Raw genomic sequence first — 13,824 nt, 5'->3', positions numbered from 1 at the left:
CTTTTTTGTTTTTGGGGGTCGTTATGTCTGCCGCTCAGGATGAGGGAGGTGGGCTTGGATGATATAAAATCGACGTGGAGATTGCGGCACTGTAAGTGGGTTGTGTTTGCCGCACCGTCTCCAGGCCCTTCGCATGGCTCCGGGCGTTCGTCGCTGCAATCGATTCACTGGATCGATTGCTCGGCTTCGCCGACCGCTCCTCACCCATTCCCGATCAGAATACCGGCGCCGAGGACCAGACCGCCGCCGAGGACCACCTGGAAGGCGGCGCGCAGGAAGGGTGTTTCCATGTAGCGGTTCTGAATGAAGGCAATTGCCCAGAGTTCGAAGAACACGATGATGGCGGCGGTGATCGTCGCCGTCCAGAAATGTGGGATCAGATAGGGCAGCGCGTGACCGAGGCCGCCGAGCGCCGTCATGATGCCGCAGGCAAGGCCGCGCTTGATCGGCGAGCCTCGGCCGGAGATCTTGCCGTCGTCATGAGCGGCTTCCGTGAAGCCCATCGAGATGCCGGCGCCGACGGAGGCGGAAAGGCCGACGAGAAAGGTCTGCCATGTATCCTGTGTGGCAAAGGCGGCGGCAAAGATCGGCGCCAGCGTCGAGACGGAGCCATCCATCAGCCCGGCAAGACCCGGCTGCACATAGGTCAGCACGAATTGCCGGCGCACCGTCTCGTCCTCGGCATGCTTGACGTCGTCGGGGGTATGCTTGTCGCCCAGCATCCGGGCGATATCCTCATGCCCCTGTTCGGCGAGCGCGAGATCGCCGAGAAGCTCGCGCGTCGAGGCGTCCGATGTCCGCTTTACCGCTTCGACGTAAAATCGGTAGGCCTGCTCCTCCATCGCTTCGGTTTCCTGCCGCATCGCATCAAGCGAAAGATTTGCCCTGAGCCAATCGGGCTTGCGCTCATAGAAGCCCTCTACATGCTCGCGCCGGATCAGAGGAATTCGTTCGCCGAAACGCTGGCGATGGATTTCGATCAGTGACTTGCGATGGGTATCCTCGACCTCGGCCATGTCCTCGAAGACTTTGGCAGAGGCCGGAAATTCGCCGCGGAGCCTGTCGGCATAAGCGAGATAGATGCGGGCATCGTCTTCCTCGGAGGCGATCGCAAGGGCAAGAATCTCCTGCTCGGACAGCGACTCAAAAGAACGCTTTGAGGATCTGAAAAATCGCGCCAACATGACCTGCTCCATAATTTAGAATAATTCTAAATCTAGAGAACGCGGCAATGGCGGTCAAGTGCTTGAGGCGCACCGTCTGACAGATTGCCGCAAGCGGCATGGATGTCTTTAGCGCACTGGCACGAAGACCTATATGTGGGAGCGCCGCATCACGCGGCGCCGGGGTTTACGATGGATAATGACATTCAGGGCCGTCCTGCCCATGTCGCGGCGATCCGCGAAAGGGCGGAGGCTGAGATGCGGGCTATGGGCGTCGATGACGCCTTTATCGGCAGGCTGGTCGAGACCTTCTATGGGCGAGTGCTGGCTCATCCCGATCTCGGCCCGGTGTTCGACGCCAGGCTGTCCGGCCGCTGGCCGGAGCATATGGAGAAGATGAAAAGCTTCTGGTCGGCCGTCGCCTTCCGCAGCGGCGCCTATGGCGGCAAGCCTGTGCAGGCGCATACGGGCGTTCAGAACGTGACTCCTGATCTCTTTCCGAAATGGCTTTCGCTGTTTTCCGAAACGCTTGAGGACATCGCCCCATCGAAGCAGGCCAAGGCCTGGTTCATGGCGACGGCCGAGCGGATCGCCAAGAGCCTGACGCTTTCGCTGTTCTACAATCCGGCACTCGACGATCCCGCGAAGAAATTAGGTTGAGCCTTCACTGCCCAGAGCATGATGCCGAAAAGGCCGACTCGACCTAAAATCATCCTGCCCTGGCCGAAAAGGTCGCGCCGGCGCTTGCGGCGACCACCAAGGCCGTTCCTGCCATCTGTAGGAGCGTCATGGGCTGGGTCAGGACGACGAAGCCGGCGAGTGCTGCGATGGCCGGCTCGAGGCTCATGAGGATGCCGAAGGAAGCTGTCGGCATCCGCCGTAGCGCGATCAGTTCCAGGGTGTAGGGCAGCAGCGGCACAAGAATGGCAAGGCCCGTCATCTCGACCAGCCCGTAAGTATCGAGCTTCGGCACGGCACTGGCGAAGCCGAAGGGTGTCCCGACCAGAGCGGCAACCATGAGCGACATGGAAAGCCCTTCCAGCCCCTTGAAGCTCGCGCCGATCTTCTTGGTCAGGACGATATAGATCCCCCAACCAGTTCCCGCGCCGGCCGCAAAAAGAACTCCCTCGATATTGCCAACCCAGCCATCGCCGTCATGCGCGAGAGCCAGTACTCCAAGCGCAGCCAGCAGGGGCCAGGCGAGACGCCGGCCGAGGCCGTAGCCGATGGTCGCCACGGAAAGCGGGCCGAGAAAATCGATCGCGACGGCAAGACCGAGCGGAATACGCTCGATCGCCGCGAAGAAACTCATCGTCATCAGCGCCGTCGTCGTGCCGAGAACCAGAGCACTCGTCCATTGCGCTCTGTTGTAGCTCAAGATGCGCGGCCGCACGACGACGGCCAGAATGGCGGCAGCGAAGGCGAGCCGCAACCAGCTGGCGCCGGCCGGTCCATATGTGGCGATGGCGGTGGAGGAAAGCGCGGCGCCGAACTGGATCGACGACATCGACATCAGGCACATCAAAGCGCCAGCCGCCACACCGCCGGATGGCGTTGATGCTGTTGCGGTCAGCGCGCCCGCCCCGGCATTGACTTTGTCTTCCATGCTCGCCTCCGATTGCGCGCCCTTCTTACGAAGAGGGCTTGCGAGCGACAAATTCAAACTTCTGATCCGGGCAACAAAAGGCTTTATGCAAGATCAGAGACGACCGGCAAGAATGACCTCTTCGGCGTCTTCGAAGCTCATGTCGAAGACCTTTCTGCCGACGTCGAAGCTGAAGCCGTTGCGGGCGAAAGCCGAAAGCTCCTTGGCCTTTCGCTTTTCATCGAGTTCGACCCGACGGAAGGGGCCGAAGGCACGCTTGCGGGCAAAGATCGCTGCGGCATAGAGATCGTCAGCCGCCTCGAGCGCAGCTTCGACCTTGTCGCTCGCAACACCCTTGGCAGCCAATTTCTGGGCGATGGCACGTTTTGACTTGCCGCCGCGCACGCCAGAGCGGGTGCTGATCTCGGCATAGGCGCTATCGTCGAGCACCTTGTTGTCATAGGCAAATCTTACGGCGAAATCGGCAACGGCCTTAAGCTGTGCCGCGCTGATGCCCTCGAATTTCTCCTTGGCCTTGCGGGTGATGGCGTCAAACAGCTGCTTTTCCGTCATCATCCGCCGCTCGAGACGATAAATGGCGGAGTTGCGCGCCCAGCTCAGCATGCGAGGTGTCGGGATGTCGGATTGAACGGTCTCGTCGGTCATATCAAGCGATCAGGCTTCCAGACCTTTGAGGACATTGGCAACGTTGAGTCCGATTTCCGGCACGCCGTAGCCGCCTTCCATGCAGGCGACGACCGGCAGCCGGGCGGCCGAGATCATCTCTCCCATGCGAATGAAATCTTCCGATTTCAGCCGGAAGAAGGAGATCGGGTCGCGCTCGAAAGTATCAACGCCAAGCGCCACGACGATCGCTTCAGCGCCGAAAGCCTTGATACCGGCAAGCGCATCGGCAAGGGTCGAAGACCAGACCTCCCAGGGCGTGTGGGGCGGCAACGGATAGTTGCGGTTGGCGCCAGCGCCCTCTCCCTCGCCCTCCTCGTCGGCATGGCCGAGGAAATAGGGAAAGGCATGCATGGGATCGCCATGCAGCGAGGCGGTGAAGACATCGCCTCTGTGATAGAAGAGATCCTGCGTGCCATTGCCATGATGGAAATCGACATCGAGCACGGCAACCTTTTTCGCGCCGTGATCGAGCAGACGCTGGGCGGCACTGCCTGAATTGTTGATGAAGCAATAACCGCCGAAGAGATCGATGCCGGCATGATGGCCGGGTGGGCGGCAGAGCGCGAAAGCGAAACGGTTGCCGGCATTCAGCCAATCCGCGCCGGTCAACGCGCAGCGCATCGAGGCGATCGCCGCTTCGTAAGAACCCTTGGTGACCGAGGTGTCGGCCGCGTTGGCATAGTGACCGATCGCGCCGACGATATTGTCTGGTACGCGCTGGCTGGTGCGGCGAACGGCGAAGGAGTTGGCAATCGCTTCACCTTCGAAGCCGGCCGCAACCCAGCGATCCCAGACGGTAGCGAGAAAATCCAGATAGGCGGGATCGTGCACCTTTCGGGCCGTTTCCAGCCCATGCGCATCTGGTGCCACGACATCCTGGAAACCCGCTTCCTTCACCGCCGCCAGAATCCACTCGGCGCGGAATGGCGCCTCGAAGGGCGTCACCAGCTGACCGGCATGGAGCTCGGTCCTGGCATCGCGCAGCTTATGGTCTTCGGAATAGATGACGCGCATTTCAGATCCTGCCTCTGTTGAACCCGAGATTTACACGACGCAGCGCCGACAAGAAAGCAATGCGGTCGAGAGCAATCAGGCGACCCGCTTGTAGAAAAACGTCGTCGCGCAAAGCCCGCCTTCCGGCCACAGAGCATAATCGGGGATGACGCCGACGCGCTCCCAGCCGAGGCGCGGATAGATCGCTTCGGCCTCGCTGCCGGTTGCCGTGTCGAGAACGAGGATCGTCTTGCCGCGACGGGCAGCCTCCTTTTCGGCCATCGCCATCAGCAGACGCGCCAGACCGTGACCACGAGCCGAGCGGTGAACGAGCAGCTTCTTCAGATCGCCGCGATGCGGCTGGTTCGGCATCTGGGCTGCGCCCACCTGTACGGTGCCGACAATTCTATCCTCCATTTCGGCGACGAGGAGCAAGGTAGCGCCGTCCGCCACAGCTTCGGCGACACCACGCCAATAAGATTCCGCATCCGCAGGTGCGTACGGCTGCATGAAGCCGACCGAAGCGCCGCCATTCACGCAATCGGCAAGCACCTCGCAAAGGTCGGGAATGGCGGCGTGGGCCTCTTCGGCGGAGAGAAGGCGGATCGACATGATGGTCTCCTGGAAAACAACGTGTGAATTAGCGGCCGGCGCGATTGAGCACGACGCAATAGCGTGCCGGCGCTTGGCCCGGATTATGAAAGACGTGGCCGTCGCCGACCGGCATGAAGAGGCAGTCGCCGGGCCTGAGGCAGTGAACGATTTCGCCAACAGTCATTTCCAGCTCGCCGTCAAAAAGCCAGACGTGCTGCGTCATGCCACGGCTTGCCGCATGTGGCGGGAAACTGACCCGCGCGCCGGCAGGGAATTCGACATCGACGATGTCGACATCCGATGCCGTGCCCGGTGGCGAGACGGCGCGTCTGAGATATCCGGTTTCGGGGTCGCGCCAAACCTGCTGCTGGTGGCGGCGGGCGAGCGGCGATGCCTGCTCCCCCTCTTCCGCGAAAAAGGCCGAAAGCGACAGGCCGAGCGCAGCGCAGACCCTTGCCAGCAGCGAGGCAGTCGGGCTCGCTTCCGCCCGCTCGATGCGCGAGATCATCGCCCTGCTCACGCCGGAAGCGGCGGCAAGCTCATCCAGCGTCTGGCCCTTTTCCAGCCGCAGGGTGCGGATGCGAATGCCGATCGCCTGTTCGAGTTCCTGTTCCATCTTGATGATCCGCGATTCTATTATATGAGAAATACAAGATCTGATGATGGAATCAAGTCTTCTTCGTGCAGTGGTGGACCGCCTTGCTTTCACCGCAACAGCGTCGATATATGACAGCGCAAAGGATGGAGAAATCGATGGACGGCGGCACTGAGAACACGGAACTGGCGGGAAGCTTCACGACCTCCGCCTGGCACAGGATCGCGCCCGTTATGGTCGAGATCCAGGCGTTGCCGCTTCTGACCCGCCTCTCGGACGGCACGCTGCCGCCGGAGATCTTCCGCCACTATATCCTGCAGGATGCGATCTACCTCAAGCATTATGCCCGATGCCTCGCCATCGTTGCGGCCAAGGCTCCCGACAACGCGCAGGTGCTGCGCTTCCTCGGTTCGGCGCAGAAGGCCATCATCGTCGAGCAGGGACTGCATGCCGGCTTCCTCACGCAGTTCGGCATTTCGAGCGCCGATGTGACTGCGGCCGAACCCTCGCCTTCCTGCTTCGCCTACACGAATTTCCTTCTGGCGACGGCCTATCACAGCTCTTATGCCGTTGCGCTATCCGCCATCCTGCCCTGCTTCTGGATCTACTGGCATGTCGGCGAAGGTATCAAGAGCAGGCCGCCAATCGAGGGCAATGTGTTCCAAGCCTGGATCAACACCTATGGCGATCCGCAATTTGCCGCCGGCGCCCGCGAGGTGATCGCGCTGACCGATATCGCCGCCCGCGCTGCATCGGAGACGGAACGCGCTCAGATGATGGACGTTTTCGTGCGCGCCTCTCAATATGAATGGATGTTCTGGGATTCGGCCTGGCGGCTGGAGGCGTGGCCGGTCTGACGCGCCTGCATCAGACCCGCAAAATAGCGTAAATTCCGGGATAATTACCGCTTTGCGGCGGGGGGCGGCGCTGCTATATGGCGCGCATGAGCACCAAATCGACCACTCCGCTGTCCCATATCCGCAACTTCTCGATCGTGGCCCATATCGACCACGGCAAATCGACGTTGGCCGACCGCCTGATCCAGACGACCGGTGGCCTTGCCGAGCGCGAAATGTCCGAGCAGGTGCTCGACAATATGGATATCGAGCGCGAGCGCGGCATTACCATCAAGGCCCAGACCGTGCGCCTGCATTACCAGGCAAACAACGGCGAGAAATATATCCTCAACCTGATCGACACGCCCGGCCACGTCGACTTCGCCTATGAAGTCTCGCGCTCGCTGTCGGCCTGCGAGGGCTCGCTGCTCGTTGTCGATGCCAGCCAGGGCGTGGAAGCGCAGACGCTTGCCAACGTCTATCAGGCGATCGACAACAACCACGAACTCGTCACCGTTCTCAACAAGATCGACCTGCCGGCGGCCGAACCCGACCGCATCAAGGAGCAGATCGAGGAAGTGATCGGCATCGACGCTTCAGAAGCTGTATTGATTTCGGCAAAGACCGGCCTCGGCATTCCCGACGTGCTGGAGGCGATCGTCCACAAGCTGCCGGCGCCGAAGAGCCCCGGCGGCGAGAAGGCCCCGCTGAAGGCCCTGCTCGTCGACAGCTGGTACGACACCTATCTCGGCGTCATGGTTCTCGTGCGCATCATCGACGGCGTCCTGACCAAGGGGCAGACGATCCGGATGATGGGCACGGATGCGAAGTACCAGGTGGAACGCGTCGGCGTGCTGACACCGAAGATGGTCAATGTGGACAGCCTCGGCCCCGGCGAGATCGGCTTCATCACCGCCTCGATCAAGGAAGTGGCCGATACGCGCGTCGGCGATACGATCACCGAGGACAAGCGCCCGACCGCCGAAGCCCTACCGGGCTTCAAGCCGGCGCAGCCGGTGGTCTTCTGCGGCCTGTTTCCGGTCGATGCCGCCGACTTCGAAGATCTGCGCGCCGCCATGGGCAAGCTTCGCCTCAACGACGCCTCCTTCTCCTTCGAGATGGAATCGTCTGCTGCTCTCGGCTTCGGCTTCCGCTGCGGCTTCCTCGGCCTCTTGCATCTTGAAATCATCCAGGAGCGGCTCGAGCGCGAATTCGACCTCGACCTGATCGCGACCGCACCTTCCGTCGTCTATCAGCTGACGATGACCGACGGCAGCGAGCGCGAACTCCACAATCCGGCCGACATGCCCGATGTCGTCAAGATCGCCGAGATCCGCGAGCCTTGGATCAAGGCGACAATCATGACGCCGGACGATTATCTCGGCGGCATCCTGAAGCTCTGCCAGGACCGCCGAGGCATCCAGACCGAACTGACCTATGTCGGCACCCGCGCAATGGTGACCTATGAGCTGCCGCTCAACGAAGTCGTCTTCGACTTCTACGACCGGCTGAAATCCATCTCGAAGGGCTATGCCTCCTTCGACTATCACATGGAAGGCTACCGCGAAGGCAACCTTGTGAAGATGTCGATCCTGGTCAACGGCGAGCCGGTCGATGCGCTCTCGATGCTCGTGCACCGCACCGCGGCCGAAAAGCGCGGCCGTGACATGTGCGAGCGGCTGAAGGAGCTGATTCCGAAGCACATGTTCAAGATCCCGATCCAGGCTGCGATCGGCGGCAACGTGATTGCCCGCGAAACCATCTCGGCGTTGCGCAAGGACGTGACGGCCAAGTGTTACGGCGGCGACGCCACCCGCAAGCGCAAACTTCTGGACAAGCAGAAGGAAGGCAAGAAGCGCATGCGCCAGTTCGGCAAGGTGGAGATTCCGCAGGAAGCCTTCATCGCCGCGCTCAAGATGGGCGACGAATAACGCTTCTCAATGACATCTCATGCGCATATGATCTGCGCATGAGATCAAGGAGACCGCTATGGCTCAACAGGCAAGGAAAGCAGCGAACCTTTCTCTGGACGAAGGTCTCGTCTCCCAGGCGCGTGAACTCAAGATCAACATATCGCGGGCGGCGGAGGATGGCATCGCCAAGGCGATAAAGGCGGAGCGCGAGCGGCTATGGCGGATTGAGAATGCCGAGGCTATCCGGCTGGAAAATGAATATGTTGAAAAACACGGCCTGCCGTTTGCCAAGTACCGTCAGTTTTAATGGCGCGCTTTCACGTCTATCGCCTTAAGAGCGGAGATGTCCTGGCCATCGATCTTCAAGCCAAACTGCTTGACGATCTGCCTACGCGAATCATGGTTCCGTTGTATCCGTTCCAGGAACTGAGCTGGTCGATCTCGCGACTAAACCCGCACTTTCCCATAGAAGGTGAAATCTATGTCATGGCCACTCAGCGCATGGCAACGATTCCGACCGCGGAAGTCGGAGAAGCCGTCGCAGATCTATCGGGCAAAAGCGATGCCGTCATCGGCGCCATGGACTTTCTCTTCCAAGGCTTCTGATATCAACTCTGCGTCATATACTCCTTCACCAGCACCTCATAGGCGTCCATCGCGGGCAGCGCCTGATAGCTGTGCACCGCACCCGTCTCGGCGAATGCCAGTTTCTCGCTCGTCCATGTCTCGATGAAAGGTGTAAACCAGCTCGGGTCGTCAAGCATGGTGACGCGCAGGTTGACGAACCAGTCCATGCCTTCCGGCCGAGTGAACATCCAGCTCATGCAATGCGGGCAAAAGTAATGTTTGGTGACGCCATGCAGGCCGCCGATGACGGGCTCGCCTTTGGTAACTTCGAAACCTTCGCTGGGGATGGCGGCGCTCAGCGAATAGGCGCTCGCGGTCATCCTCTGGCAGCCCGTGCAATGGCAGGCCATGGTCAGCAGCGGCGGGGCGCTGATCTTCAATCGCACCCGGCCGCAGCGGCAGCCGCCTTCCATGGGTAGTGTTCTCTTGCTCATGATTTTCCTCCCCGTTTCGCCTTCTCATCTAGCGGAGCTTTCGCCGCTGTCGAGATGGCAAGGCCATGAGTGAGATGGCCTTGCCAGGTTCCGTCAGGCTACGGCCTGGCGGTGGGAGCCGTCACGGCCGCGCAAGCCCGTCGCCATGACGAGCGCGCCAAGCGCAGCGGCGGCGAGCGGCACCAGAAGAGCCACGCGCAGGGATTCCAGCCGAGCTTCAGGAGAGACCGCATCACCCAGCATATAGGCGGCGATGGCGCTGACGCCGGAAAGGCCAAGTGCCGCTCCGAACTGGATCGCCGTGTTGACCAAGCCGCTGGCAAGCCCGTGCTCATCCTCGGCGATACCATCGGTCGCAACGATGGTCAGCGGGCCGTAGCCGAGCGCGAAAGCAAGGCCGAGCAGCAGCATCGACGGGAACATCGCGGCATAGGTCCAGTCGAAGCCCATGCGCGAGAACAGCCCATAGCAGCCGAGCGCGAGCAGAAAGCCTGCGAGGATGACGCGGACATTGCCGAAACGGTCGACGAGCCGCGGGGTCAGGATTGGCGCGACCACGGCATCGATACCGATTGCCATCAGCGCCAAGCTCGTCTGCATCGGCGTCCAGCCAAGCAATTCCTGCAGATAAAGCGAAGCGATGAACTGGAAGCCGAAAAACGAGCCGGCAAACAGCAAGGCGCCAAGATTGGCGCGGATCAGCGAGCCTGAACGTAGGATGCCGAGGCGTACCAGCGGGGCGGACGAGGCCCGCTCGATCAGGATGAAGGCAAGCCAGAGCAGCGCGCTTGCCGCAAAGACGGCGATCGTCCATTCCGTGCTCTCGCCCGGATGTTCGAGCCGAATGACGCCGTAGGCGGCGAGCAGCATGGCGCCGGTCAGCGCGATTGCGCCTGGAATATCGAATTTTCCGCGGTCAGTTCCCGCATTCCTGTCTGTGATGAGCCGCGGGCCGATGGCAAGGAGGATCGCAGCCAGCACCATCGGCGCGAAGAACACCCAGCGCCAGTCGATGGCGGCAAGCAGGCCGCCGGCGACGAGGCCGAGAGAGAAGCCAGCCGAGGCCGTCGACGCATAGATCATCACCGCCCGGTTGCGTTGCGGCCCCTCAGGGAAATTGGCGGTGATGAGCGCCAGCCCGGCCGGCGTCATGAAGGCGGAAGCGGCACCGGTGACGAAGCGGGCGAGAAGAAAGCATCCAGCCCTCGCTCGCAAAGCCGCCAAGGCCGGAAAAAGCGAGGAAGACGGCAAGTGCCGTCAGGAAGACGCGTTTCTTGCCGAAGATATCGGCGGCGCGGCCGCCGAGCAGCATGAAGCCGGCATAACCCAACACATAGGCGCTGACGACCGCGCTCAGCGTCGTCGTCGACAGGCCGACGTCGACGCGGATCGCCGGCAGTGCGATGTTGAGCATTGCGACATCAATGCCTTCAAGGAAGATCGCGCCGCAGAGCACGATCAGCGCCCCGGCTGCGCGGGCGCTCATGCGGCCTTCAGTTGCTTTGGTTGGGGAAGATGGGGTGGACATGGGATCCGTTCCTTCGGTTGACGCGCGGAAACAGCGGGGCCGAGGCGCAAAGTTACTTTTTATTCCTCAGTTCCTTCTTGTAACCAAGGCTTAGTTAGGACATGATCCGACGCCATGGAAGAAGGCACTTCAAACTCACCGAGTGACATTTGCAGCACCGACAGGGACTATGATGTCCTGCAATGGGATGCGCGCGAGGAGTGCGAGGTTCGGCAGATCCTCGACCGGATCGCCGACAAATGGTCGCTGCTCGTCATTGCGCTGCTCGAAAAGCGCACGCTTCGCTTCACCGAATTGAAGAGGAATATCGACGGCATCAGCCAGCGCATGCTGACGACGACGCTTAGGCACCTGGAGCGCGACGGCATCATCGAGCGCACTGTCTATCCCGTCGTGCCGCCGAAGGTCGATTATGCGTTGACCCCGCTTGGCTGCACGCTGCACGAGACGATCCGTTCGCTGGTGCAGTGGACCGAGCAGAACCAGGCGGACATCATCGCCGCGCGGCAACGCTACGATATGCGAGCCGGCGACGGCCTATAGCCGGCGAACGATATCCGTCCCGGTCCCGCATTGCGATGGAGGGCGTTACCTAATGCAGGCTGGATTGCCGACCACGGTAGCGCCAGCCGGTACACCCTTCGTCACGACCGCGCCGGCGCCGACGATCGCTCCATCGCCGATCGTCACCCCGCCAAGGATGATCGCGCCGCCGCCGATCCAGACGTCACGGCCGATGACGACAGGCCGGGCAATCTCGATGCCCGTGCTGCGAAGCGCCGGGTCCTTGTGATGTTCGGCGCAATAGATCTGCACGCCGGGGCCGAACATGCTGCGATCACCGATAGTCACCGAGCCGGAATCGAGAATGGTGCAGCCGGCATTGAAATAGACGCGTTCGCCGAGAGTGATATTGATGCCGTAGGAGCAGTGAAACGGCGCCTCGATGAAGATATCGGGCGCAGTCTGGGCAAAGAGCACCCTCAGGGCAGGCGCGATCGCGCCGCGTTCGTCCGGCGGCAGCGTGTTGTGTGCGTGGACGGCTAAACGCGCCTGCCGGCGCAAGAGATCGAGCTCGTCATCGAGGCAGCAATACCATTCGCCTGCCGCCATCTTTTCGCGCTCGGTTGCCGGCATGACATCGCCCCTCACGCAGAGGCCTGCGATAGCATTTGGACCTCTTGCCGCCCGATGAGGCTGACCCAGGCGCGGGCAATGGCAAGACCCGCGGCATCGGCGGCTCCGGCATATCTCGCCGCCAGTTCGGCGTGATTCTCCAGCCAGCCGGGCGCGATGCGCTCGATCGTCTCAGGGAATTCGGCCTTCCATTGCTCGACGACGGCTGAATTGGCCTCGAAATGGAACTGTGTGCCATAGACGGCGCGGTCGATGCGGAAGGCCTGGTTCTCGGCAACGGGGCTCGTGGCGAGACGCACTGCGCCCTCAGGCAGGGAAAACGTGTCGGCATGCCATTCGAAGATGGTGAACTCGCCGCCCAGTGCCGACAGCAGCGGATCGGCCCGCCCCTCGGCGGTGACGCCGATCCCGTGCCAGCCGAATTCGCGGGCGGCGCCTAAGAGATTGTCGGCGCCATAGGCGCGGGCAAGAATCTGGCTGCCGAGGCAGATGCCAAGCACGGCCTTGCCGGCATCGCCGAAGCGGCGCGTCAGCCGCACGAGTTCGGGCAGATAAGGATGCGTTTCGTCGTCCAGCGCGCTCTGCTCGCCGCCCAGAACGACCAGCGCGTCATGATCTGAAATGCCCGTGGGCAGGATGCCGTCCTGCCAAACCCGGAACCACTCAATCTCCGCTCCCGCCTCATCGAGTGCGACAGCAAGAACCCCGAGGCCGGTATTCCTCATGTTTTCGACGACTGCGACTCGCATAGGCTTTTCCCGATATGGCCGACGGCGGAAACAGACCATGCCGGGAAGCAGCGCGCAAGACGCTTCTGCGGGTGATTGCGCGGGCATGCGGCAGGGCTTAAACCAACTCAAACGGAAGGAAAACGCCATGACCGAAAAAGCCCGCGTCTCGATCCTCTACTGCACCCAGTGCAACTGGCTGCTGCGCGCCGCCTGGATGGCGCAGGAGCTGCTGCACACCTTTTCCGACAGTCTCGGCGAAGTGGCGCTGATCCCCGGTACCGGCGGAAATTTCGAAATCCGGGTCGACGGCGATCTCATCTGGGAGCGCAAGCGCGACGGCGGCTTTCCCGGGCCGAAGGAGCTGAAGCAGCGGGTCCGCGACATCGTCGAGCCCGGCCGCGATCTCGGCCACGTCGACCGCGCTTCGCTCGAAAGCTGACCGCACCTCAGCGATAGGGTGAGCGGCAGACCCTGTAGACGCCCTCATAGGTGAGAAAGTGGTCCGTCCGCGGGTTGTAGGAGCGGTATTCGTTGGTGCACCAGGCGATGTGCTTGTTCGGATCCTGCGGCTGCACACGGCGCACCGGCGGCGGATCATAGGTCAGCTGGGGGCGCCCCGCGGCACCCGGCAGATAATAGGTCGGCCCCGCGCCACTCGGCCGATAGTTCGGCTGGACATAGGCAGGGCGATGCCATTGCTGGGGCCCGAAACCGAAGCAGCCGCGAAAATCGCAGAGCGTCGACCCCGTATTGACCGGCCCGAGCCCCGGCTTGCCCAGTTTCAGCGAATCGGCTCCCGCCACGGCAGGCGCGAAAACAGCCAGAAGACCGGCGAGCAGAAGCGTGCAGGGAGCGAACATGATGCATTCCTTTCGGTATTTCCTTTATATAGGGCGTGCTGGGCGAAGCGCTATGCCGGCCCTGCGGCCCTCCCCGCGTGTGATCGGCTGCTTTTTCACCAACTGTCAGGAAAACTTCAAAAACCCAGTTGACAGTCAGGA

The 13,824-nt window shown here is 61.7% G+C and carries 19 protein-coding genes; 7 read left to right on the top strand and 12 right to left on the bottom strand.

What is annotated here, in order from left to right:
* Nucleotides 1–200: 200 nt before the first annotated feature.
* The gene (gene mbfA / locus NE852_RS23140; protein WP_008525076.1) at nt 201–1,184 is read right to left on the bottom strand and encodes an iron exporter MbfA; all 984 of its coding nucleotides are present in this window, start codon (nt 1,182–1,184) and stop codon (nt 201–203) included.
* Between the two features lie 171 nt (nt 1,185–1,355).
* Here mbfA and NE852_RS23135 point away from each other — a divergent pair, with 171 nt between their 5' ends.
* The gene (locus NE852_RS23135; protein ID WP_008525079.1) at nt 1,356–1,823 is read left to right on the top strand and encodes a group III truncated hemoglobin; all 468 of its coding nucleotides are present in this window, start codon (nt 1,356–1,358) and stop codon (nt 1,821–1,823) included.
* 49 nt (nt 1,824–1,872) lie between these two features.
* Here NE852_RS23135 and NE852_RS23130 read toward each other — a convergent pair whose 3' ends face one another.
* The 5 genes from NE852_RS23130 to NE852_RS23110 all read right to left on the bottom strand — a co-directional run bounded on the left by NE852_RS23130 (nt 1,873) and on the right by NE852_RS23110 (nt 5,638).
* On the bottom strand, nt 1,873–2,769 hold the full coding sequence (locus NE852_RS23130) for a DMT family transporter (RefSeq protein ID WP_008525081.1): 897 nt from the start codon (nt 2,767–2,769) through the stop codon (nt 1,873–1,875).
* A gap of 93 nt (nt 2,770–2,862) precedes the next feature.
* Nucleotides 2,863–3,414, bottom strand: a complete 552-nt coding sequence (gene recX / locus NE852_RS23125; protein ID WP_008525083.1) for a recombination regulator RecX — start codon at nt 3,412–3,414, stop codon at nt 2,863–2,865.
* Between the two features lie 9 nt (nt 3,415–3,423).
* Nucleotides 3,424–4,449: a histone deacetylase family protein gene (locus NE852_RS23120; RefSeq protein ID WP_008525085.1), complete on the bottom strand. Its 1,026-nt coding sequence runs from the start codon at nt 4,447–4,449 to the stop codon at nt 3,424–3,426.
* A gap of 75 nt (nt 4,450–4,524) precedes the next feature.
* Nucleotides 4,525–5,043 (bottom strand): GNAT family N-acetyltransferase, encoded by a 519-nt coding sequence (locus tag NE852_RS23115; RefSeq protein ID WP_164841420.1) that lies wholly within the window; start codon nt 5,041–5,043, stop codon nt 4,525–4,527.
* Between the two features lie 25 nt (nt 5,044–5,068).
* A complete protein-coding gene (locus tag NE852_RS23110) occupies nt 5,069–5,638 on the bottom strand; it encodes a helix-turn-helix domain-containing protein (RefSeq protein WP_008525088.1) in 570 nt (189 codons plus the stop codon).
* 137 nt (nt 5,639–5,775) lie between these two features.
* Here NE852_RS23110 and tenA point away from each other — a divergent pair, with 137 nt between their 5' ends.
* The 4 genes from tenA (at nt 5,776) to NE852_RS23090 (ending at nt 8,972) form a co-directional block, all read left to right on the top strand.
* Complete coding sequence (gene tenA, locus NE852_RS23105) at nt 5,776–6,474, top strand: thiaminase II (RefSeq protein WP_008525090.1); 699 nt, start codon at nt 5,776–5,778, stop codon at nt 6,472–6,474.
* Between the two features lie 77 nt (nt 6,475–6,551).
* Nucleotides 6,552–8,384, top strand: a complete 1,833-nt coding sequence (lepA, locus tag NE852_RS23100; RefSeq protein WP_258156136.1) for a translation elongation factor 4 — start codon at nt 6,552–6,554, stop codon at nt 8,382–8,384.
* Nucleotides 8,385–8,442: 58 nt separating this feature from the next.
* Nucleotides 8,443–8,673: a type II toxin-antitoxin system CcdA family antitoxin gene (locus NE852_RS23095; RefSeq protein ID WP_007634006.1), complete on the top strand. Its 231-nt coding sequence runs from the start codon at nt 8,443–8,445 to the stop codon at nt 8,671–8,673.
* Nucleotides 8,673–8,972: a CcdB family protein gene (locus tag NE852_RS23090; protein ID WP_008525105.1), complete on the top strand. Its 300-nt coding sequence runs from the start codon at nt 8,673–8,675 to the stop codon at nt 8,970–8,972. Before NE852_RS23095 ends, NE852_RS23090 begins: the two co-directional genes overlap by 1 nt.
* Nucleotides 8,973–8,974: 2 nt before the next feature.
* Here NE852_RS23090 and NE852_RS23085 read toward each other — a convergent pair whose 3' ends face one another.
* The 3 genes from NE852_RS23085 to NE852_RS23075 all read right to left on the bottom strand — a co-directional run bounded on the left by NE852_RS23085 (nt 8,975) and on the right by NE852_RS23075 (nt 10,913).
* Nucleotides 8,975–9,427, bottom strand: a complete 453-nt coding sequence (locus NE852_RS23085; protein ID WP_037170986.1) for a GFA family protein — start codon at nt 9,425–9,427, stop codon at nt 8,975–8,977.
* Between the two features lie 93 nt (nt 9,428–9,520).
* A complete protein-coding gene (locus NE852_RS23080) occupies nt 9,521–10,579 on the bottom strand; it encodes an MFS transporter (protein ID WP_245270549.1) in 1,059 nt (352 codons plus the stop codon).
* The gene (locus NE852_RS23075) at nt 10,536–10,913 is read right to left on the bottom strand and encodes an MFS transporter (RefSeq protein WP_245270550.1); all 378 of its coding nucleotides are present in this window, start codon (nt 10,911–10,913) and stop codon (nt 10,536–10,538) included. Before NE852_RS23075 ends, NE852_RS23080 begins: the two co-directional genes overlap by 44 nt.
* A gap of 156 nt (nt 10,914–11,069) precedes the next feature.
* Here NE852_RS23075 and NE852_RS23070 point away from each other — a divergent pair, with 156 nt between their 5' ends.
* On the top strand, nt 11,070–11,498 hold the full coding sequence (locus NE852_RS23070; protein WP_008525108.1) for a helix-turn-helix domain-containing protein: 429 nt from the start codon (nt 11,070–11,072) through the stop codon (nt 11,496–11,498).
* 45 nt (nt 11,499–11,543) lie between these two features.
* Here NE852_RS23070 and NE852_RS23065 read toward each other — a convergent pair whose 3' ends face one another.
* Both NE852_RS23065 and NE852_RS23060 read right to left on the bottom strand, forming a co-directional pair.
* The gene (locus tag NE852_RS23065; protein WP_008525109.1) at nt 11,544–12,092 is read right to left on the bottom strand and encodes a sugar O-acetyltransferase; all 549 of its coding nucleotides are present in this window, start codon (nt 12,090–12,092) and stop codon (nt 11,544–11,546) included.
* Nucleotides 12,093–12,103: 11 nt separating this feature from the next.
* Entirely contained in the window at nt 12,104–12,841 is a 738-nt protein-coding gene (locus NE852_RS23060; protein ID WP_008525110.1) for a type 1 glutamine amidotransferase, read from the bottom strand.
* Nucleotides 12,842–12,968: 127 nt separating this feature from the next.
* Between NE852_RS23060 and NE852_RS23055 the strand changes: the two genes are divergently transcribed.
* Nucleotides 12,969–13,262 (top strand): SelT/SelW/SelH family protein, encoded by a 294-nt coding sequence (locus tag NE852_RS23055; RefSeq protein ID WP_258156135.1) that lies wholly within the window; start codon nt 12,969–12,971, stop codon nt 13,260–13,262.
* Between the two features lie 7 nt (nt 13,263–13,269).
* Here the strand turns inward: NE852_RS23055 and NE852_RS23050 are convergent, their stop codons facing one another.
* Complete coding sequence (locus NE852_RS23050) at nt 13,270–13,683, bottom strand: BA14K family protein (RefSeq protein ID WP_008525114.1); 414 nt, start codon at nt 13,681–13,683, stop codon at nt 13,270–13,272.
* Nucleotides 13,684–13,824: the final 141 nt, after the last annotated feature.

The sequence above is a fragment of the Rhizobium sp. Pop5 genome (assembly GCF_024721175.1).
In the GTDB taxonomy this organism is placed as follows: Bacteria; Pseudomonadota; Alphaproteobacteria; order Rhizobiales; family Rhizobiaceae; genus Rhizobium.
This window is presented reverse-complemented; position numbering and strand designations above follow the sequence as displayed.